This window comes from Bacillus sp. ISL-78, from assembly GCF_018613455.1.
Classification (GTDB): domain Bacteria; phylum Bacillota; class Bacilli; order Bacillales; family DSM-1321; genus Peribacillus; species Peribacillus frigoritolerans.
Map to the genome: position 1 here is coordinate 408799 of NZ_JAGGQC010000004.1, position 19988 is coordinate 428786.

The 19988-nt window shown below is 35.6% G+C and carries 34 protein-coding genes; 31 read left to right on the top strand and 3 right to left on the bottom strand.

Features of this window, described 5'->3' with window-relative positions:
• Window positions 1-20 precede the first annotated feature (20 nt).
• Genes J7I96_RS07505 through J7I96_RS07515 form a run of 3 tightly spaced genes read right to left on the bottom strand, consistent with a single transcriptional unit; the run spans window position 21 to window position 2086 of the window.
• Window positions 21-1181: a tyrosine-type recombinase/integrase gene (locus J7I96_RS07505; RefSeq protein WP_214922664.1), complete on the bottom strand. Its 1161-nt coding sequence runs from the start codon at window positions 1179-1181 to the stop codon at window positions 21-23.
• A 3-nt stretch (window positions 1182-1184) separates the two neighbouring features.
• Window positions 1185-1610, bottom strand: a complete 426-nt coding sequence (locus J7I96_RS07510; protein WP_214922662.1) for an ImmA/IrrE family metallo-endopeptidase — start codon at window positions 1608-1610, stop codon at window positions 1185-1187.
• A 17-nt stretch (window positions 1611-1627) separates the two neighbouring features.
• A complete protein-coding gene (locus J7I96_RS07515; RefSeq protein ID WP_214922660.1) occupies window positions 1628-2086 on the bottom strand; it encodes a helix-turn-helix domain-containing protein in 459 nt (152 codons plus the stop codon).
• A 209-nt stretch (window positions 2087-2295) separates the two neighbouring features.
• Between J7I96_RS07515 and J7I96_RS07520 the strand changes: the two genes are divergently transcribed.
• The 31 genes from J7I96_RS07520 to J7I96_RS07665 all read left to right on the top strand — a co-directional run bounded on the left by J7I96_RS07520 (window position 2296) and on the right by J7I96_RS07665 (window position 19980).
• Window positions 2296-2532 carry an XRE family transcriptional regulator gene (locus tag J7I96_RS07520; RefSeq protein WP_214922658.1) on the top strand — a complete coding sequence of 79 codons (237 nt, stop codon included), beginning with the start codon at window positions 2296-2298 and terminating at the stop codon, window positions 2530-2532.
• Window positions 2529-2798 carry a hypothetical protein gene (locus J7I96_RS07525; RefSeq protein ID WP_214922656.1) on the top strand — a complete coding sequence of 90 codons (270 nt, stop codon included), beginning with the start codon at window positions 2529-2531 and terminating at the stop codon, window positions 2796-2798. Before J7I96_RS07520 ends, J7I96_RS07525 begins: the two co-directional genes overlap by 4 nt.
• Window positions 2799-3027: 229 nt before the next feature.
• On the top strand, window positions 3028-3249 hold the full coding sequence (locus tag J7I96_RS07530; RefSeq protein ID WP_214922654.1) for a hypothetical protein: 222 nt from the start codon (window positions 3028-3030) through the stop codon (window positions 3247-3249).
• A 99-nt stretch (window positions 3250-3348) separates the two neighbouring features.
• Complete coding sequence (locus tag J7I96_RS07535) at window positions 3349-3522, top strand: hypothetical protein (RefSeq protein ID WP_214772196.1); 174 nt, start codon at window positions 3349-3351, stop codon at window positions 3520-3522.
• On the top strand, window positions 3519-4067 hold the full coding sequence (locus J7I96_RS07540) for a host-nuclease inhibitor Gam family protein (protein ID WP_214922652.1): 549 nt from the start codon (window positions 3519-3521) through the stop codon (window positions 4065-4067). The genes J7I96_RS07535 and J7I96_RS07540 overlap by 4 nt, the downstream gene beginning before the upstream one ends.
• Window position 4068: 1 nt before the next feature.
• On the top strand, window positions 4069-4737 hold the full coding sequence (locus J7I96_RS07545; RefSeq protein ID WP_214922650.1) for a hypothetical protein: 669 nt from the start codon (window positions 4069-4071) through the stop codon (window positions 4735-4737).
• A gap of 2 nt (window positions 4738-4739) precedes the next feature.
• Window positions 4740-5432 (top strand): AAA family ATPase, encoded by a 693-nt coding sequence (locus J7I96_RS07550; RefSeq protein ID WP_214922648.1) that lies wholly within the window; start codon window positions 4740-4742, stop codon window positions 5430-5432.
• Complete coding sequence (locus tag J7I96_RS07555) at window positions 5432-5911, top strand: DUF669 domain-containing protein (RefSeq protein WP_214922646.1); 480 nt, start codon at window positions 5432-5434, stop codon at window positions 5909-5911. Before J7I96_RS07550 ends, J7I96_RS07555 begins: the two co-directional genes overlap by 1 nt.
• Before the next feature lie 86 nt (window positions 5912-5997).
• Window positions 5998-8334 (top strand): phage/plasmid primase, P4 family, encoded by a 2337-nt coding sequence (locus J7I96_RS07560; protein ID WP_214922644.1) that lies wholly within the window; start codon window positions 5998-6000, stop codon window positions 8332-8334.
• 288 nt (window positions 8335-8622) lie between these two features.
• On the top strand, window positions 8623-9051 hold the full coding sequence (locus tag J7I96_RS07565; RefSeq protein ID WP_214922642.1) for a hypothetical protein: 429 nt from the start codon (window positions 8623-8625) through the stop codon (window positions 9049-9051).
• Between the two features lie 2 nt (window positions 9052-9053).
• Window positions 9054-9452: a YopX family protein gene (locus J7I96_RS07570; RefSeq protein WP_214922640.1), complete on the top strand. Its 399-nt coding sequence runs from the start codon at window positions 9054-9056 to the stop codon at window positions 9450-9452.
• Entirely contained in the window at window positions 9449-9988 is a 540-nt protein-coding gene (locus J7I96_RS07575; RefSeq protein ID WP_214922638.1) for an ERCC4 domain-containing protein, read from the top strand. Before J7I96_RS07570 ends, J7I96_RS07575 begins: the two co-directional genes overlap by 4 nt.
• A 151-nt stretch (window positions 9989-10139) precedes the next feature.
• A complete protein-coding gene (locus tag J7I96_RS07580) occupies window positions 10140-10307 on the top strand; it encodes a Fur-regulated basic protein FbpA (RefSeq protein ID WP_214922636.1) in 168 nt (55 codons plus the stop codon).
• Between the two features lie 124 nt (window positions 10308-10431).
• A complete protein-coding gene (locus J7I96_RS28385) occupies window positions 10432-10554 on the top strand; it encodes a hypothetical protein (RefSeq protein WP_285292093.1) in 123 nt (40 codons plus the stop codon).
• The gene (locus J7I96_RS07585) at window positions 10541-10816 is read left to right on the top strand and encodes a nucleoside triphosphate pyrophosphohydrolase family protein (protein ID WP_214922634.1); all 276 of its coding nucleotides are present in this window, start codon (window positions 10541-10543) and stop codon (window positions 10814-10816) included. The genes J7I96_RS28385 and J7I96_RS07585 overlap by 14 nt, the downstream gene beginning before the upstream one ends.
• The gene (locus J7I96_RS07590) at window positions 10813-11037 is read left to right on the top strand and encodes a hypothetical protein (protein WP_214922632.1); all 225 of its coding nucleotides are present in this window, start codon (window positions 10813-10815) and stop codon (window positions 11035-11037) included. Before J7I96_RS07585 ends, J7I96_RS07590 begins: the two co-directional genes overlap by 4 nt.
• A 384-nt stretch (window positions 11038-11421) precedes the next feature.
• A complete protein-coding gene (locus J7I96_RS07595) occupies window positions 11422-11691 on the top strand; it encodes a hypothetical protein (RefSeq protein WP_214922630.1) in 270 nt (89 codons plus the stop codon).
• A 97-nt stretch (window positions 11692-11788) separates the two neighbouring features.
• Window positions 11789-12133, top strand: a complete 345-nt coding sequence (locus tag J7I96_RS07600; RefSeq protein WP_214922628.1) for a hypothetical protein — start codon at window positions 11789-11791, stop codon at window positions 12131-12133.
• A gap of 1 nt (window position 12134) precedes the next feature.
• Window positions 12135-12482: an organic solvent tolerance protein OstA gene (locus J7I96_RS07605; RefSeq protein WP_214922626.1), complete on the top strand. Its 348-nt coding sequence runs from the start codon at window positions 12135-12137 to the stop codon at window positions 12480-12482.
• A 92-nt stretch (window positions 12483-12574) separates the two neighbouring features.
• A complete protein-coding gene (locus J7I96_RS07610) occupies window positions 12575-12955 on the top strand; it encodes an ArpU family phage packaging/lysis transcriptional regulator (RefSeq protein WP_214922624.1) in 381 nt (126 codons plus the stop codon).
• Window positions 12956-13318: 363 nt separating this feature from the next.
• Window positions 13319-13519, top strand: a complete 201-nt coding sequence (locus J7I96_RS07615; RefSeq protein WP_214922622.1) for a hypothetical protein — start codon at window positions 13319-13321, stop codon at window positions 13517-13519.
• A gap of 249 nt (window positions 13520-13768) precedes the next feature.
• The gene (locus tag J7I96_RS07620) at window positions 13769-13996 is read left to right on the top strand and encodes a hypothetical protein (protein WP_214922620.1); all 228 of its coding nucleotides are present in this window, start codon (window positions 13769-13771) and stop codon (window positions 13994-13996) included.
• A 90-nt stretch (window positions 13997-14086) separates the two neighbouring features.
• On the top strand, window positions 14087-14449 hold the full coding sequence (locus tag J7I96_RS07625; RefSeq protein ID WP_214922618.1) for a hypothetical protein: 363 nt from the start codon (window positions 14087-14089) through the stop codon (window positions 14447-14449).
• Between the two features lie 37 nt (window positions 14450-14486).
• Window positions 14487-14663 (top strand): hypothetical protein, encoded by a 177-nt coding sequence (locus tag J7I96_RS07630; protein WP_214922616.1) that lies wholly within the window; start codon window positions 14487-14489, stop codon window positions 14661-14663.
• A 6-nt stretch (window positions 14664-14669) separates the two neighbouring features.
• A complete protein-coding gene (locus J7I96_RS07635) occupies window positions 14670-15446 on the top strand; it encodes a hypothetical protein (RefSeq protein ID WP_214922614.1) in 777 nt (258 codons plus the stop codon).
• Complete coding sequence (locus J7I96_RS07640) at window positions 15439-15768, top strand: HNH endonuclease (protein WP_214922612.1); 330 nt, start codon at window positions 15439-15441, stop codon at window positions 15766-15768. Before J7I96_RS07635 ends, J7I96_RS07640 begins: the two co-directional genes overlap by 8 nt.
• A gap of 19 nt (window positions 15769-15787) precedes the next feature.
• Window positions 15788-15931: a hypothetical protein gene (locus J7I96_RS07645; RefSeq protein WP_214922610.1), complete on the top strand. Its 144-nt coding sequence runs from the start codon at window positions 15788-15790 to the stop codon at window positions 15929-15931.
• Between the two features lie 123 nt (window positions 15932-16054).
• Window positions 16055-16387: a hypothetical protein gene (locus J7I96_RS07650; protein ID WP_214922608.1), complete on the top strand. Its 333-nt coding sequence runs from the start codon at window positions 16055-16057 to the stop codon at window positions 16385-16387.
• Window positions 16384-18099 carry a terminase large subunit domain-containing protein gene (locus J7I96_RS07655; protein ID WP_214773311.1) on the top strand — a complete coding sequence of 572 codons (1716 nt, stop codon included), beginning with the start codon at window positions 16384-16386 and terminating at the stop codon, window positions 18097-18099. The genes J7I96_RS07650 and J7I96_RS07655 overlap by 4 nt, the downstream gene beginning before the upstream one ends.
• A gap of 19 nt (window positions 18100-18118) precedes the next feature.
• Entirely contained in the window at window positions 18119-19258 is a 1140-nt protein-coding gene (locus J7I96_RS07660) for a phage portal protein (RefSeq protein WP_214773310.1), read from the top strand.
• Window positions 19255-19980 carry a head maturation protease, ClpP-related gene (locus J7I96_RS07665; RefSeq protein ID WP_311315156.1) on the top strand — a complete coding sequence of 242 codons (726 nt, stop codon included), beginning with the start codon at window positions 19255-19257 and terminating at the stop codon, window positions 19978-19980. The genes J7I96_RS07660 and J7I96_RS07665 overlap by 4 nt, the downstream gene beginning before the upstream one ends.
• The last annotated feature ends 8 nt before the right edge of the window (window positions 19981-19988 follow it).

A 19988-nucleotide genomic window follows, 5' to 3' on the forward strand; every position in this document is an offset into this window, starting at 1 on the left:
AGTGCCGGTTTTGTGCCGATTTAAAATTTCATTGAAGTATAAGAGGCGAACTTTTTAAGTTCGTCTTCTTCTATTTTTTCGGTAATATCAAGATAAGTATCAGCTGTTGTTTTGATACTTTTATGTCCTAGTCGCTGGGATACAAATTTTATACTTGCTCCAGATTCGAGTAAAAGAACGGCGTGTGTATGTCTAAATCCATGTGTACCTTTATACTCTACTCCAGCCTTTTTACAGTATTTCTGTATCGTTTCACGGACAATAGATGGTGTTAAATAGTTTCCACTATAATTTTGAAAAATGATTCCATCTACATTCTTGTGGAATTTTTGACTTCCTATAATCAATTCGTTTTGTTTAAGTTTGAACTTTTTCAATTCACGAACGAGTTCATCTTGTAATCCAATTGTACGATAGGACGATGTGTTTTTTAATGTAGTCAATAATAACTCGTTGTTTTCAGATCTTCTTGTTTGACGTTCTATAGTTATTTTATTGTCCTCTATATCTGACCATCTTAATGCTAAAGTCTCGCTGATTCGTAATCCGGTCTGACTTAAAAAATACATAAGCATATAATATAACTGGTATTCATGAAAACGCTGATGTTTATATGTTTTCATGTATTCAAGTAATTTATTTAGTTCGTCAAGGTTATAGTATTTAGTCTCTTTTTTATTTGCCACACTATCCTGTACTGGAACCTTTAAACGATCAGCAGGATTCTTTTCTAATACTTCTAATTCATGTACTGCATAATGAAATATGCTTTTCAAAACAGACAGATACTTTAATCTGGATCCATAAGAATACTTTTCTATTCCGTCTTCTTTTTCCCCCAGCTCATTAATCCAACGTTTTATTTCAGTTCTTCTAATTTTCATAATTCTCTTGTTATTAAAAAAGGGTAAAATATGTAGCCGAACAATTACTTCAAGCTGTTCGAATGTGGATTCCTTAACATTTGCTTTTTTATAATCGTATAGCCATTCTTTTGCAACTTCTTCAAATAACATATTCCTGTCATTCAGTGCTTGTCCATAATAGATCCTTTCTTCAACCTTACCTGCTTCAATTTCAGCTTCTTTCTTTGTACGATATGTACCTATACTAAATTCCTTACCATCCTTTGAGACTCTAGCTTGCCAATTTCCACTCTTTAACTTTCTAAATGTGGCCATTGATTAATCTCCTTTCAAGTTATCCAATATAAATTTCTTCGGTATACCATATAAATCTACAGCATCCTCGAAACTAATTTGTTCGTTAAAATAGTGATCGGAAAATAATAACCTTATTGCGAATAAATTAGCTTCTAATTCAATTTTGTCTGTTGAAAACAGTGTATTTTTCTTCAAAAAAGGTGTATTAGCGTTTGGATGAAGCAAAGCATGTGCTAATTCATGTGCACATATAAACCTTCTTTGATATTCATTAGTGTTTTCGTTAATATGAATAATTTTAATTCTACAGAATTGACTGAAATAGCCTAACGTTTTTCCTAAATCTTCGTAAATTACCTGGATTCCTAAATGCTGAGCAATTTTAAAAGGGCAGTTCGTATCAAATTTTCCAACGAGCTCTTTGATCTTCACAAGAATGGGTTCCATCAACAACACTCCTATTTCTATTTACGGTATTTTTTCGGAGTGAATTTTTGCTTAGCTAATCTTTTTGCTAAACGTAAGGAGTTTTCCAAACTGACTATTAAAAGCTCTTTATCCTCATCATCCATACCATCCAAAGTCTGACCATCAAAAGCAGCATATCCATTTTGAGCACTTAACCCATCAATCATTTTTTGTAGCTCTATTTGTATATCTTTTTCATCCTTTGAGTTAAGTTTTGGAAGAGAGTTTTCACTTTTATGTAGTTTTTCTCCATTAGCCAATCTTTCTAAATCCTCTGTAGTAATACCTAACCCTTTACATACTTTAATCACATTATCTACTGATGCATTTCCAATTCCTCTTTGAAGCATAGAGCGCAATGTTGTATATGGAAGATTTACCTTCTCTGCAAATGCCTTCTGATTAAGGCCAGTTTCGTCAATTAGATTTTTTAATATTTCCGTTCTTTTATCCATAACCAATCCCCTGTCTATATACTCCGACTTTATACGAAATATCGTATTCATTTAATTCCATTATACTGTATTTTTTTACGATGTAAACCTCAAAAGTGCGATAATGAGTATTTTTTTACGAAACTTTGTTGACTTGATACGAATTTGAGTATAATATGTTTACAAGATACGAATTTGAGTATCGAGCATCTGAGAAAGGAGGACGAGAAATGCTGAAAAATTTAAAGGTTGAAATGCTTCGTAGTGATGTCAAGCCAGCTCAAATTGCAGAATTTCTTAACAGAAGATATGCCACCATCATCGATAAACTAAATGGTCATTATGATTTTACTTTTAAGGAAGCCTTGAAAATCAAAAATGAATTTTTTCCAGAACACAGCCTTGAATATCTATTTGTCGGTGATGATGAAGATGATTCAAAAAAAAAGGGGTGTAAAATTTCATGATTTCAGTTCAATTACATGAATCAGAAATTGAACACCTTTTCTTGAAAGAGCTTAGGAAGAAGCTCGACCAACTAGATCAATATCGCACCTTTTGGGATATGAAAGAACTTTGTCACCAAACTTGTATGAGTGAAAACAACATCAAAGAAAAATTCTTTTATGATTCTCGGTTTCCGAAAAGAAAAGTCGGTGGTAAGTGGTTGTTCCCAGCAAAAGAATGTGAAGAATTCTTGATTTTATGGATTAATGAACAACCTACTCATTAATAAAGGAGGCAATTCATTGGGCGAATTCATGGTTTCCGGATTCTTTGCATTACTGGTCTTTTTAAGTGGGTGTATGTGCGGTAGCTCATTAACTTCAGGACGATTGAAGGGAGGTGAGAAAGTTGAATATCAAAACCCGGGAATGGTTAGCAATGAATGAAACGGACCGTTACATGGAAATTTATCGGGCTTATGTAAGAAGTCAAAAATAATTAGGGAGGTGAAACAAGTGGAAAGAAGGATAAAGTCTTTTGATGTTATTGCTGAAGCAACTCACCCTTTTATTTATTCCTTTGAGATTGGTAAGGAATTTGGTGGACAAGCTGTGGATGACATTATCGAACATGATGGGGTTTTCAAATTGTTTAATCGCAAGGACGAGCTTATCACAGAAATTAGTTTACCTGTTGTTGGTGTGAAGTATGAATATCCTTCAGCCTCAATCAATTAAAATAGACCCCTGTTTGCAGACAGGAGTCCTAAAAATTGTACAACGCTTATAGCTATTCTAATCATTTTTAAAACAAATATGCAACAGGAGGATTAATAAATGTATTTCGATACAAAGAAAAGTACTGTTTTTAGTCCTGCTAATCCTCAGTTAGAAAGTCTTTATAACTGGCTTGAAAAACATGAGTCTACTCTTGGCGGAAGTCATTCCTATGATGACTTAATTGAAATATATGAATCTCTTGAAAACGAATTGAAGGAGGAAAAACAATGAATTCTTTACAGCAAATCGAGCTTATGGAAGTTGAAGAAATCCAATCACAGGAAACTAATTTTGAGATTACGGACATCAATAGCCTAAATTGGGCCTTCCGTAAACTTACTGCTCTTAAGTCAAAAGAAAAGGAAATCAAGCAACTGGCAAATGTGGAACGTGATCGTATTGCTGAATGGGAAAAAGGTGAGCTATCTTCCATCACCAATAGTACAAGCTTTTTCGAATCACTTATTACTCTATATCATGCTAAACAATTGGCAGAGGATCCAAAAGCAAAAACTATCAGCACTCCTTATGGTAAATCTAAGACTCGTAAGTCGAAGGAGACACCGGATAAGGCGGATGAGGAAGTAATCCTTCAGTACGTTATTGAAAATGAAATGGATGAATTCATCAAGAATAGTGTGAAATGGGCAGACTTGAAAAAGTCATTGAAGATTGTAGAAATCAGTGGTGAAAAAGTAGTAGTGGATGAGAACGGCCAGATTGTTCCTGGTGTGATCGTGAAGCCTGAATCCATTTCTTATAGTGTGGAGGTTTAAGATGAGCTATTACGAAGAGGATTTTTATCATGAACCGAGTGAATTCGAAATGCAAGTTGATGAATTCAGAGAAAGTTTATTAAAAGCTGTTAAAGAAGAATTCGTTTCTGAGATGGATCGGCTTAGAAAAGAAAATGCAGAGCTGCAAGAAATCAAAGCTAATTTCAAAACAATTAAATCAGAATATGATCAAAAATCAAGAAAGTTAGAATACGAGCGCCAAGACTTGGAACGTAAAGTAAGACGTGAGCGTTTATCTAGTCTGTTGAATGATTTCGAAGTTGAATATTTCACCGTAGCTTCACGAAGCAAATATAAACCGAAATGTGATAAATGTGATGAAAACAGAAGGATTTATTATACAACACCTTCTGGTAGAAAAACTTATGAATCATGTGAGTGCTCTAATTCAATTCCCGTATTTGAGCCAATTCCAATTCTCTTAAGTACATTCAGCATTAGACGTGGAGAGGGCCATGCCTGGTACTCAGTGAAGTACAGAGGTAAAGACGATGAATACTTAAATTACTATGAAGATAGTATTCATGGCTGTGAATTAATCACAGATGAATCGAAATTTGAAGATATAGGATATGGGTATAAAACGTTATTTGAAACCAAGGAAATCGCTCAAAAGTTCTGTGATTACAAAAATAAAAGTGAGGTGTAAAAGTGGAAACTACAAATGGAGCTGCAATTAAAAAAAGCGAAAAAGCAAAAGTCATCATTTATTCAAAGCCGGGTGATGGTAAAACAACAGTTTCCGGATTGTTACCTGGTAAAACCTTGGTTCTCGATATAGATGGGACCAGCCAAGTATTACAAGGTTACTCAAATGTTGACGTTGCCAAGATTGACTCGAGCGATCCACACCAAAGCATTTTAGATTTTTATGCGCATGCAAAAGCGAATATCGCTAATTACGATAACATTTTTGTGGACAATCTTACCCATTATCAAAAGCTTTGGTTGATGAGTAAGGGCGAAAAAACAAAAAGTGGTATGCCAGAATTAAAGGATTACGCTCTATTCGACAACCATTTGCTAAAGGTTATTGAAACATTCAATGGATTAGATGCCAACGTCATCTACACTGCCTGGGAAACCACCCGGAGCATTATACATGATGATGGGCAGCAATATAACCAATTCATTCCGGATATTCGCGATAAAATCGTCAATCATGTTATGGGAATCGTGCATGTTGTCGCTCGATTAATTAGAAAAGCAGACGGGACCCGCGGATTTATTTTGGAAGGTAACCAGAGTATTTTTGCCAAGAATCATCTAGATGATCGTAAAGGTTGCGTTCAAGAAGAATTATTAGTATCAACTACAAATGAAAATACAGGGGGAAATAAATAATGTCATTTTTTAAATTCGATGAGGAAAACGTAAGCACAGGATTTGAGTTAGTAGCAGAAGGGAAATACGAGGCAATCATTATTAATGCAAATGCACAAGATTTCCAAGGGCACCCTACGTTAAATCTAGACTTTGAAATTCGTTCAGATGTACCACAAGCTCATCAAGGTGCAAAAATTTTGTACAACACGTTATATTTCCACAATGATGATCCTGAGTATAAAGAAAACAATATTAAACGCATTAACAGTCTTATCAAAGCATGTGGCTTCCCAAATGGAGTTGAATTTAAGGATTCTGACGACATGGCAAAACAGCTTTTCAATAAAAATTTGGTTATTACCGTTAAGCATCAAGAAGATAAAAAAGATAAATCAAAAAAATATGCTAAAGCTAGATTCTTTGATGCATCTAAGGTGAGTCCTCCAGAACAAGCAGGACCGTCAATTACCATCAGTGACGATGATATCCCGTTCTAAATAAAATTAAATAGAGAAGTTGGTATTTTACTAGCTTCTCTTTTTTATACCCAAAAAACGATGTTTAGCACTAATTGGAGGGCAAAATGAAAGAAAATCCATACAATTTCAACGAAATCCCTGCCGAATTAAAAGCCCTTCCTCAATGGATTTTGTGGAGATCGGAAAAGCGAAATAACAAACCAACAAAGGTGCCATATCAAGTAAATGGAGAAATGGCACAGGCAAACAATAGACGTACTTGGTCGACATTTGCAACGGCAGTCAAATTCTACTTAGAAGGCGACTATGACGGCATAGGGTTTGTATTTAGCCGGCAGGACAATTACATCGGAATCGATATTGATAAATGCGTTGTAGATGGAAAGACGAATATTCTTTCAACAGAAATTATCGATACATTAGACAGCTATACAGAGTTTTCTCCTTCTGGTACCGGAGTCCATATCATCATCAAGGGGAACCTTCCACAAACTGTTCTGGGGACTGGCCGAAAGAACACTAAACATGGTTTAGAAATTTATTCATATGGACGTTATTTCAGTTTTACTGGTAATCGTGAAAATTCTAATGACGTTTATGAGCGTACAGATGAAATCGCTGAAGTATTTGAGCAATATTTCGATGACAGTGATATTCAAGGCCGCGTCAACTTAGCTGAATTTGAGAAAGACGAAATCACTATTACGAACGATGCATTATGGGGGAGAATTTTCCGAAGCAAAAATGGCGATGAAATAAGGTCGTTATTCAATGGGAATCTGATAAATGATGATCATTCAGCCAGTGATTTGGCTCTATGCAATCACCTTGCATTTTGGACAGGCAAATCTGCAACACGAATGGATACTATGTTCCGTGAATCGGCTCTTATGCGTGATAAATGGGATGTCATTCATTTTAGAGATACAAATGAAACGTATGGTGAACGAACGATAGCGACAGCCATTTCTGCCACCTCTACAACAATTTTAGATAACAAGGAACAATTCGCGGAATTCTCTTTTGACTTCCACAATATTGAGGAAGAAGTTGTGGAGGAAAAGCCAAAAAAGAAATTCCGTTTGAATGAATTAGGTAATGCAGAACGGATTGCATATGAATATGGCCATGTTATCAAATATGTATCCGATATGGGTTGGTTAATTTGGGACGGTAAACGTTGGAAATTTGATAATAAGAAACAAATCGAACGTATCACTAACAAAGTAATTAGGGGCTTAGAAAAATCAGATGATGAACTTGAAGTGAAATGGGCGCGTATGTGTGGCAAACGTAATATACGAATTAACTCCATTAAAGACTTAATGCCTTTGGTGCCAGCTGAAAGAGAAGATTTCGATAAACACAAATACTTATTTAATGTTGAAAACGGGATTATCGATTTGAAGACCGGTAAGTTGCAGCCTTATGATCGTGAATTAGGATTAACGAAAATCACCAATGTTGAATTTGATGAAAATGCAAAATGTCCAGAGTGGCTTAAATTCCTTGAACAGATTTTCTTAGGAGACAAGGAATTAATCGAATACATGCAGCGATTAATTGGTTACTCCCTTACTGGAGAAATCACTGAACAAATAATGGTTTTCCTAATCGGTGGTGGATCCAACGGAAAATCAACTTTTATTAACACTATTAAGGACCTCATGGGCGAATATGGGAAGCAAGCTAAATCAGATACTTTCATCAAGAAAAAAGAAACTGGCGCCAATAACGATATTGCACGATTAGTAGGATCTCGTTTTGTTTCTGCAATCGAAAGTGAAGATGGTGAGCAATTATCTGAAGCATTCGTTAAACAGATTACAGGTGGCGAACCCGTACTTGCTCGCTTCCTACGCCAAGAATATTTTGAGTTTACACCGGAATTTAAGGTTTTCTTCACTACAAATCACAAGCCAGTCATAAAGGGTGTAGACGAAGGTATTTGGAGACGTGTTAAATTAGTTCCTTTTAACCTCCAATTACCAAAAGAAAAACGTGATCTTAAACTTCCAGAAAAACTATCGCTTGAAATGCCTGGAATATTAAAATGGGCCATTGAAGGTTGTTTGAAGTGGCAGAAGTCGGGGCTGAAAGAACCAGCAATCGTAAAGAAAGCAACCGGCGACTATAAAGAAGATATGGACATCCTCGGGCCATTCCTTTATGAGTGCTGCTACATTCCAATGGTCGATGAAGTAAAAATTGAAGCAAAAGAACTTTATGAAGTTTATTCGAATTGGTGCTTTAAAACTGGAGAGCATGCATTAAAAAATCGGTCATTTTATCGAATGCTGGAAACGAAGGGTTTTAAAAAGAAAAAAGGCAATCAGAATAAAACATTTATTCATGGAGTTACTTTAAAGGAGCGAAAAGGTAGCCATTTTCAGCAAAAGTTAACCGAAAATGATGGGAATGGCAGTTTCAAGTTAGTTTAGTAACTCCTTCAAAAAGTGGATTGAGGCCAATAGTATCAAGGGTTTGAGTAATTATTAATCTATTAAAGTTACCTTTTGTTATTTGTTTTGTATATAAATAAAAAAACAAAAAAATAAATATAAGTATATATAGAGCCTTTAACACCAAAACAGGTAACACTTAATAACGAGTTCCTTCAAACCCTTACGGCTCTAAGGATTGCGTGGTTACTTTTTAATAACTTTTCGTAAAAATTGGTTAATTATTAGTAACGCAATTTAATAGTTTTCGATATAGAGGTGATAGATTTGCAAGTTTTATTAATCCTTAGTCAAATATGGAAATCGGGTGCAAACATCTATTTTGATGAAACGGATGACCGGATAGCGATAAAAAAACAAAATTTAATTCCACCAGAAGTGATGGAAGTTGCAGAACGAGATTACGTAGCAATTGAGGAATGGTTTAATTCATGGAATAACGCTAGTGCTGAAAAGATCACTCTTATGAAAATGGTTCATCAAATCTGCGGATGGCAGCATAACGAAAAATTGAATGACTGGTTATGTAATGAAGAGGGCACGTTCGCTTTGTTTGATGAATGGATGTGCTCACTTGCTAGGAATGGATGGAACGACATTTATGAAGATTTTCGGCAATTTGAAAATGATGAATCTAATAAAATGGCTAGAGAATTATACATACGCGCAGTCAACTATGCCAAGAAAGGAGCATGAAGATGAGAGAAATTAAGTTTCGAGTGTGGTCATTGTATAGCAAAAAAATGTTTTTAGAGGACAGATTTTATATTTCACAAGTTGGTGACTTGTTTGAAAATGACAGTTTGGATTATAAAAATAAAAGTTCCTTTGCAATCATGCAATACACCGGATTAAAAGACAAAAACGGTGTGGAGATTTATGAAGGGGATATTTTAGATTTTAGTGGAGATAAAAAAGGTGTTCTAATTTGTGAGGTTGTCTACAGTGCACCTTCATTCAGTAGAAAATGGCTGAACAAAAGGACATCTGATATCCGTAACCGAGAGATTGAACCTTTAGCTTGGAATACAGATATTGTTTATGAAGTCATCGGAAATATACACGAAAATCCGGAGTTGCTGGAGGGAGGTCAATGATCTCCTATCATTACACAGACACAGAATTAAACAAGATTTTAAAAACGCTCACGATTGTTGTTGATACTCGTGAAAATGTAAACGGCCATATACTTGATTATTTAAGGCAAAAAGATATTCCAGTGAAAATTCAAAAACTGGACACTGGCGATTATGGCTGTATGATACCGAAAAATGAAGAGTTGGGAATAAGTCGCGATATTTATTTAAGCAGCAGAGTGGAACGTAAAGCTCATATGGATGAAATTACAGGAAACCTTCAAAAGGATACACAAACAGCATTTGAAAATGAATTAATTCGCTCTAAGGATATTCCCTTTACTTTGATTGTGGAAGATCTGCACGGATACGAAAAAATGCTGAAAGGAAAGTATCGTTCCAAGTATAATCCATTAGCGTTGCTCGGAAGACTTAATACATTCAAAGCAAAGTACAACTTTGAAATTGTTTATTTAGATCAAAAATTCAGTGGTAATTGGATTTATCACCATTTTTATTATCAGGCAAAACATTATCTTAGGACTGGTGCTTTTTAATATGAACGGACAAATATATAAAGCTTTCTGTCCAGCTTGTAAGTTTGTTGTGTATTCAGGGAAGCGTCAACGCCTAAATAATTATAAATTTTCTTGTACATGCGGATGTCATTTTATCTTAGATATTAACTTTGCTAGAAAGGGTTGAACTATGGTTTTACGTAAAAGGGTCGAACTTGAAAAAGATTTTTATAAAAATGAACTGTTAAAAATGGGATATTTCAAAACGCCGGAAGGCTTACAACTTTATGAATTAACTTTGAGCGAATTGGAGGATATCTACAAAGCTGAAAAAGCGAGGGAAAAACATGACGGATAAAGGTAAACGTCGTTTGAAGAAGTCTTTGGCCAAAAGGAAAAAGGAACGGTTGAATCGTGCATGGAGGAACATCTTTGTTAAGTCCGGATATCTTGAAGAAAGAAGATGATAAGGGGTTGGGCAAATGTTCACTTTCGTAGCTTTCATTGTTGGGACTTGGGTCGGAATGTTTTTCATGTCTTTGTTTTCTGTCGGTGCTTATGAAAAAGGATTTAAGGATGGGAGCAGTGTAAATGAACACAGTTGATGATCAACTAAAAAACGATGTATTGCTTGCAGTTGAGGCAGAGCGCTTTAGACAAAATGCTTTGTGGGGTAGACAACGTCATTCTTATGGTGATTGGTTGAAAATCCTGGTTGAAGAAGTCGGAGAGGTTGCTCAGGCAATGCAAAAGGATCAAGGATGGGGAAAAGATTCTGATGCATCTAATTTATACACCGAATTAATACATGCAGCTGCGGTTGCAGTCGCTATTGCTGAACAGGTTCTGGAGGAAAAGGAATTATGACCAGGCAAATACAGCCGGTTATTATCCGCCGCCAAAGGAAGCATGAAGCTGAACAGGCAATCAAGGATTTATTAGCAAGGGGATTTGAAATTGTTTCCCCTCTTAAACAAGAAAATCCTCAAACTGAAGTTCTTAGTAATTATTCATTTGAGCAAAAGCGATTCCAGGTAGAAGACTTTTCTTCTCCTTGGATTGCTAAGTTGAGAAGAATTGTTGAGTAGACACAAACTGTGAATTTTGGGGGAATGAGAGTGAAGTGGAATCTATATGAAATTCTTTACGGTTCGATAATCGTTGCAATGCTTTCTTTTGGAGTAATCTTGATGATTGAATCTTTTAAATGATGAACAGTTCGAATAAACTGCGACATAAAAAAAGTAACTATTACAGGAAAAATAGTTACTCAGGGAGAGATGTGATTTTCTTGGAGGTTTGATGAACCATATTTAAGTATATGTAGCGAAATAAATTCTGTGAGAACATCAAGTCGATAAAAACCAAAAAAAGTAACTATTCGGGGCAGAGAATAGTTACTGATCTGACAGAACAAAGTGATGAAAAACCTATATTAAAGTATATGTTAGCAAGTGACAGGAGGTTCCAATATGGCTTATTCCCGAGAAGAACAAGAAACTTCATTGGTTTTTGACAATAGTACAAGCAACTGGACCGTTTACTCTACTGTGCCGAAACACATTCGAAAACTAGCTAATTTAACAGAGTTAATCGTCCTAGAATCGGAGGATGATAGACCAATAGCCGTTAGGGGAACATTGACGGAAAAACAGGTCAGCATGAAAAAAGAACGGGTCTATACAGATGAACAGAGGGAAAGAGCTGCCGAAAGGCTTTCTAAGGCTAGAAACGCTCTTTAAATAAAGGAAAACTTTCATTAACTATCTATATTGGAGCAATTAGTCTACTTGTACATTCAAATAAAAATAACGGTTATAAGTAAGGGAGTGATTTATAATGTTTGGTCAATCAGAAATTAAAAACTCCGAACCATTTCATGCTATTGTATCTGCTCATATGTTTATTGATGAAGAAGGCGCTACAGACATTGAAGTATTAGATTTCATTCATGATGACTATGAACATAGTGAAATATTTTGTGATATTGAATATACCCTAAGGGACTATATCGATTTCGGAGATGAAAAAGAACATTTCTTTATGGCTTATGTAAAGGGATGGTTCCATTCTTATTATGACTATTTTGATGGTTATCAGTGTGAAGCTGAATTTGAAGTAACTGAATTAAAAACTATCAGTGATTTTAAAAATATTAATCTTTCTAAAAAAAGGAGCCAATAACATGTCAAAAGTACAACTTAATCAAAAGGAACAACATTATGCAGATACACGTGAGCAAGCAGAGGAAATTGTTTCAGCTGCTAAAGAAAATGACAACCTTCAAATGCACAAAATCACAGAGAAATATAACAAGTACGGTCAGTATTTCTTAATCGATTTAACATACGCATATCAAACTCCTAAAGAAGTAATGGAGAATCCGCAAAAAGATAATGCACCAGAAGGACAAATGAGCACAGATGATTTAGAAGAACAACATGAGGGTGTAGAGTACACGATCGATAAAGATGGTTCGGCCAGTGTAGCGCCAGGTAAACAAGAATTAGTGGAAGATGGTTCACCGTTTTAATTATTAACAAAACTGGAAATAAAAAAATGCCAGGATTTCTCCCGGCTATGGTGTGTATTTGGATGAGATATTATACCATAGGGGGAGAATGAATGAGTAACCAATTATCCTTCTTTCCGGACGTTGATGAAAAACAAATTCGTTCTATCGTTGTGAAAGAACTCAAATTATTTAGAGCCTTAAAGATTCAACAATTAAACAAACAGGAGCTTAATGAGAAAGGGATAACGATAAACATCTTTCCTAAGCTTTATGATAATGATCGTGAAAAAGAAATGAAGGTCCTTCATATGGAAAGGGCATTGAATAACCTTGATTGCATTGAACGTCAAATAATCGAAAAGAAATACTTAGATATTGAAAGACAGAATGACATTAACATTTATCTTGATTTATGCTTACAAAAGACTGCATATTATGAAAAAAAGAAACAAGCAATCTTCATGATTGCACATTGTCTAAATATAATTTAAATTTCCCGAACTTTTTGCGAACAAAAACTGAACAAAAAATGGAGAAAAGGGCTACCAATTTTGGGGCCTTTTTTTCTTTGTCATTTTTATAAGATTATCTCAGGAAGTAATTCCTGGGAGACGCACATATCCCATATCAAAGTGCATTACTCGAGTAGTCAAACAGGCATGAATTCTATGCTGAAGCACTTTGTTTGCGGTGGCTGCTGGCGGGGCAAGGGGGTAAAAGCCCTCCAAAATTATTTTATTAAGCAATTAGCATAATGAGGTGGTATTAGGTCAAATGTCACAATTTGACGAACGATAGAGATTGTACAGTAATCTCCTTTCATCCATAATTAATTGGGCGAAGGAGGTGTTATTGTGAACGTAGATTACTATCATGAAGATAATCTAGTATATAGTACTAAAACAAATGATTTAGCAGGTTTGATTGCTGCTATTGAAAAATCCGAGAGTCTCCACTTTCAACATGATATATATAAACTTGAAAGCTTCTTATTAAACCATTATTTAGAGAACGGTAAGTGGTGTGAAAAATTTATTGTTTATATTACTAAGTAAACACTGAGTATGGTATAAAGGAGGAATTAATATGTTAGATCCAGGAGTAGTTACAAGTAAACACTTAGATCCAGGTACAGTTGGAACAAAAAACCTAGACCCAGGTACAGTGGGATATTAAATAAAGAATGTGAAGGCACTCATTCATTGGGTGCTTTTTATTATGGATGTATATACATACTTTAGTCATAGTGACTATGTACCTATTTTTCCGATAAGTGTAAAATATACTTATTAGGGAGGTTGGATATGGAAATACAAGCAAAGATTCATATAACAGAAGAGTATATTTATGTTTACGGGAAAATTGCCCAGAAGCCGATTAAAGTAAAAAATATAATTAATAAGGAATTAGACTTACTTACCTATGCTATTGCGTTATTTGAAGTGCAAAATAACTGTAGAATTAGAGGGGAAAGGCAACCGAAAAGAAGAGTGAAAGAATTAAAACGTTCCTTACATAGTTTTTTGGAATAAGTAGACCCAGGTGGTTATTAAAGTCAGGAATTGAAAGCATCTATTCATTGGGTGCTTTTTATTTTTGTAGCAGGAAAGGATGGTTATCGAATGAATGTGAATTGCATTGAGTGCGAAAAGGATTTTTCTATCCATTTGCAAGAATACAAACATCCAGTGACAAAACATAAGGGATATGTCATCGAAACGTATTTCCATTGTCCTCATTGTAGAAAGAAATATGTTTCATTTGTAACGGATCAAAGGGCAAGGAAGATGCAGAAGAACATTAAACAATTTAATAAGGAATTACCAAAGAAAATTAATACAGAAAGATCTAAAAAAATGCGTGGTGAATTAACTGAAAAACAATGTTTAGAAGCAATCGATGAACACTGTGGACAGTTAGACAGTATGAAACAAGAGCTTAGAGAACGCATGGATAAGTTAAAGCAGCAGGTAGCATCCGTTTAATCGGGTGCTTTTTATTTTGGATAAGGAGTGAGTAGAGATGCAAGCGTACTTAATCGGAACAGTTCTTCAGTGGGTAAGTTTGGCCGGCATGCTAGTGTGGATAGGTTTGGGGATATATCAATTTACTGAGATTAAGAAGAGAAAGAAAGTATTAACTGATTATGATAAATCGTTAAATGATTATTCTGAACGATACTTAAATGATAAGGAGTGAGTAGGGATGGTTTATGAAACGCCAACAGCCAGGATTCGTCCTAGTAACGATATCCATGTGACCAAATGTGAGGCATCTAATAAACCTAAACAATTTAATCCTATTCGTATTTTCAAAGCAGCTATAAATTATCTTATGAAACGTTATGACAACAATGATATCTTCGGAGCTCCAAGTATGAAGGATACCTTTAAAGGTGCTAACCATATTGGTTATTCAAAAGGTGGGTTAGTATCGATAGGTGAGCATCACAGTATGAGTATGATTCATAATCCATGGGGAAAGGGAGATGAAGTAAGAATGGGTAAACGTCATGTTTGTTTAGATTGTGGACATGAGGATAGAGTTGAGGGATATTTTGTTGAAGTAATTTCTTGTCCAAAGTGCAGTGGATTGTATGTAGATACGTTCAAAAAGATCCACTATCAGGGATTGCTTAGACCGGATAAGACCAAGGAAGAAATAACAGCCTATTGCAAGGGTTGTGGTTATAAAGTAAAAGGAACAAAAGACTTTTTAGATCGTTTTATATGTCCTGAATGTAAGAGAGGTTCAGATGTACCAAAGAAGCCATTGCTGTCCATTGTCTTAGATGATATCAATAGCGTGCCAACTGTTCATTACAAAGGTGAAGAGGTAACGCATAAAATGAGGCTGATGCTTGACTGGAAGACTGACAATGATCTAGGCGTGTATCCAACGTATATTCTCATTGAACATCATGATACTGGTATTAATACTAAAACCATACAACATAATGATCCGTTCGGTAGCCATGTCTGAATACAAGACAGAAGCACAGAAGAAGAAGTTCTATCGTACCAGTGACTGGAACAAGCTAAGGCAGCAGGCATTGGAGAGAGACAACTATGAATGCCAACAATGTAAGCGTGAGGGTAAGGTGCATGTGGACTCAATCAAGGTGCAAGGTGAACGTAAGAGTGTAGAGCTCAATGTTCATCATAAGTATGAGATAGAACACTATCCTCAATTGGCTTTGGTCTTAGATAACCTCGAAACCTTATGCCTTCAATGTCATAACAAGATACATGATCGTGTGTTTGGTGAACAGAAAAAGAAACGTTGGGATGATGAGATGTGGTAAGGAGTGAGGTGAATTTAAAATGGAACAAATAGAAGCGTTTAAAAAATTAAGAGATGCATGCGACGATATCGTAAATGCTTATGACAAAGAGGACGAAAAAGAACTTGAAACTGCAATGGGCAGATTCTTGTTTTTGTGTATGCAATTACAATCTTTGAAGTAATACCCCCCCATCAAAATATTTCATCAATTATTTCAAACCCGGGGACCGGGGAGGGGGCCCAACTGTCTAAAAATATTTGAAAAATAAGTCCTTCACATTAGGGGTGATGGGGGGAGGGGTAGTATGGAGAGAATGAACTTTGAAAAACTAAAAAATCAATTATTAGCACGTATTGATACTGATGATCTCCTGGAAGTAAAGAAGGTAAATGATTTAATTCGACTACATGAATTAGATGCCGAGTGCGATACAGTGATTGATCGTGATGGAATTAGTATTACGATTGAAAATGGAAAACAAAAATTTATAAAAAGCCATCCGAGTATGAACGAAAAAATGAAAATTAACGCTCAAAAAATCGCTCTGGAAAAATCAATTAAATTTAAATTAAAGGCAACCCCTGCCCCTGCAGCATCTCCTGTGGAAGGCAAACCAAAGCGTGGTAGTTTAATTTGATTACTTATAACTACGTAGAAGAATATATTTCGATGTGGCGTAATGGCGACATCATTTTAAACAAAGAGCGGATTATGCTTATCGAGTGGCTTGAAGCGGACATCCTGACTATGGATGACGTTTACTTTGACAGTAAGCACATTGAACAGTTTATACAATTTGCTGAAAAGTGGTATTTCAATTTAGAGCCATTTCAAACATTTATCACTTGTTTTATTTTCTTGCGTTATAAGGATACGGATGATTTAGTGTTCGATGAATTTTTCATTTACATGGCACGCGGAGCCGGAAAAAATGGTTTTATTTCAGCACTTGTAAATTATCTAATTAGTGAGCTTCACGGGATCGATTTTTATAATGTGTCAATTGTGGCCAACAGCGAAAAACAAGCTAAGACTTCATTTGCAGAAGTCTACAATGCAATCGATATGAATGATGATTTGAAGTCTTATTTCAAACATCAAAAAGCTGTTATTGAATCTGTAGATACAAAAGCTATCTTCCAATTCCATACGTCAAACGCAAGCACTAAAGACGGTTTGCGCGATGGTTGCGTTATTTATGATGAAGTACACGAATATGAAAATAATGATGTAGTAGATGTATTCTCGGGTGGTCTCGGTAAAGTGCGAGACAGTCGGGAATTTTTTATTGGTACAGATGGATTTGTACGAGATGGTTTTATTGATCGTTTAAAAGAACGTGCTATGAGTATTTTGAAGCGTGAAGTTTCGGTAAAAGAAGATTCATTATTTCCATTCATGTGTTGTATTGATGATGAAGAAGAAATGCATAATCCAGATATGTGGCAAAAGGCGAATCCACAGTTTCATCAGCCATTAAGTGGCTATGCAAAAACATTATTCAAGAAAGTGTTGAAGCAATACAAGAAGCTCGAAAACGATGCATCAGGATATGAAAATTTCATTACAAAACGTATGAATCTACCAAAAGTTGATTTAGAAAAATCAGTTTCATCATGGGAGAAAATAAAAGCTACCAATCAAGGATATGATTTATCGGAATTGAAAAAACGCGAATGCATAGGTTCTGTTGACTATGCTTCCATTCGCGACTTTGTTGCTTGTGGATTGCTTTTCTTGAAAAACGATTATTTCATCATACCAAGAGAACTATCGTATTCGTTCGTTTGCAAACCATTTGCTGATAAACATTACGGTTATAGTACGCCGAAAGCGGAAGGTAATAACAAAAAGGACCATCGAAAATTTGCACCTATTCGGAAATGGGAAGAAAATGGTTTATTGAAAGTGCTAGATAAAGATTCAATGGATCCATACATTGTTGTCCAATGGTTTGTGGATCGTCGTAATGAAGGTTGGAATATAAAAAAAATCATTGGCGATAATTTCCGAATGGAAATATTACGGCCACTATTTGAAGCAGAAGGGTTCGAAGTTGAAACCATTCGAAATCCAGATGCTGCAAGTGCTTTGTTATCCCCGAAAATCGACCTTGCCTTTGATGAGGAACGAGTTATTTTTGGTAAGAATCCTATGATGCATTGGTACACAAACAATGTTCTGGTTGTTATTGATAACAAGGGCAATAAGTTATATCGAAAAAAGGAGCCAGTCAAACGCAAAACGGATGGTTTTATGATGTTTTTATACGGAGTATGGGCATCCAGAGATTTAGAGGATTACGACTTTTCAGATGCTTTAGATGCATTAGATGCACTTAACTTTTAGGGAGGGGGTGAAAATGTAAATGGGATGGTTAGGAAACGTGTTAAGAAGAAATAGCGAATTGGAATCATTGTTTGATTTGGATTTAATTGATGAAACCAACCATCGAGTATATTTAAAAAAGATGGCTTTGGAGATCTGCATCAATTTCATCGGTCGGACCATTAGCCAATCGGACTTCCGAGTTATGGAAGGGGACAAACGTCAGCAAAATGATTGGCATTATCTTTTAAATGTACGGCCAAACACAGATCAAAGTGCTGCGGATTTTTGGCAAAGCTTCATCTACAAATTGATTTATGAAAATGAAGTGCTTGTTGTTTTGACGGATGATAATGATTTGCTAATAGCTGACGATTTTGTCAGGGACGAATATGCTGTATATCCAGACAAATTCAAAGACGTAACCGTTAAGGATTATACGTTCAAACGAACATTCCCAATGGACGAGGTTATTTATCTAACTTATAACAATGAGAAACTTACAAAATTCATGGATGGAATGTTTGATGATTATGCCGATTTGTTCAGCAGGATGATAGAAATCAGTATGAGGAATAATCAAATTCGCGGAACAGTTGGTATTGAATCAAGTCAAGCCCTCGATGAAAAGAACACAAATAAGCTGCAGAATTTCATTGATAAGTTATTTAAATCATTTAAAGTGAATTCCATTGCGTTAGTCCCTAAGCTAAAAGGTTTTGAATACACAGAAGTATCAAAAGGCGATGTGAAGGGGCAATCCATTGAAGATTTAACCAAATTAAAACGGTCAGTCATTGATGATGTAGCCAATGTGTTAGGTATTCCAAATGCTTTGATTCATGGTGAATTATCTGATTATGAAACAGCTATTAAGGCTTACGTAAGGTTCTGTAATAACCCAATGGTTAAGAAAATACAGGATGAATTAAATGCAAAATTAGTTGCCAAAGAAGATTTTTTAAAAGGATCCCGGATTGATGTGTTTGGGTTAACGGAAAGGGATTTAATCGAGAATGCTGAGGCAGTTGATAAGTTAGTGGCCTCCGGAGCGTTTACCAGAAACGAGGTGAGGGAGTTGTTTGGGAAAGAACGTTCAGACAATCCAGAATTAGATGAATTTGTTATTACTAAAAACTATCAAGCTGCGGGTACTGTTGAAGGAGGTGAGACTAAGTGACGAAAAAAATTCAAGCAATCCCTTATAAGTTTATGAATCAAACCAATGGAGAAGAGCATGAAATGATTATTTCTGGTGCCATTGGTAAAAGTGGATGGTTTTATACAGCTACAAGTGCAGAAGATGTAAGAAATGCTTTAGCTGAAATTACTGCTCCCACAGTGCGAATAAAATTAAATAGCGGTGGTGGCGATGCTGATCAAGGGATTGAAATTTACAATTACTTAAAAGACCTGGATAAACATATTGTTGTGGAAGTTACATCATTGGCCGCATCGGCTGCATCAATAATTGCGATGGGGGCGGATGAGGTGATTATGCGGACTGGATCCAGGATGATGATTCATGAAGCGGCAACCTTTGCATATGGAACTAAACAAGATATTAAGAAAACTCTTAATGCCCTTGAAACTTATGATGAATCAATCATTTCCATCTATCAACAAAAGACGGATATGAGTCGTGAGGAAATAGCAAAGTTAATCGAGGACGAAACCTGGATGACAGCTGAACAAGCTGTTAAGGATGGTTTCGCTGACAAAGTGGAATATGAAACGAAAGAAGATTCAAAAGAAGGCATTACTGACGAACAATTACAAGAAATTATTAATGCTGTTACCAACAATTTAAAACAAAATAATAACCAAAACAATGAACCTCTTTCTCCTGTCTCAGCTGAGCGTAAGCCAGTTAAGACAAAACGTAAAGGGTTCATTTTTTAATTAAAGGG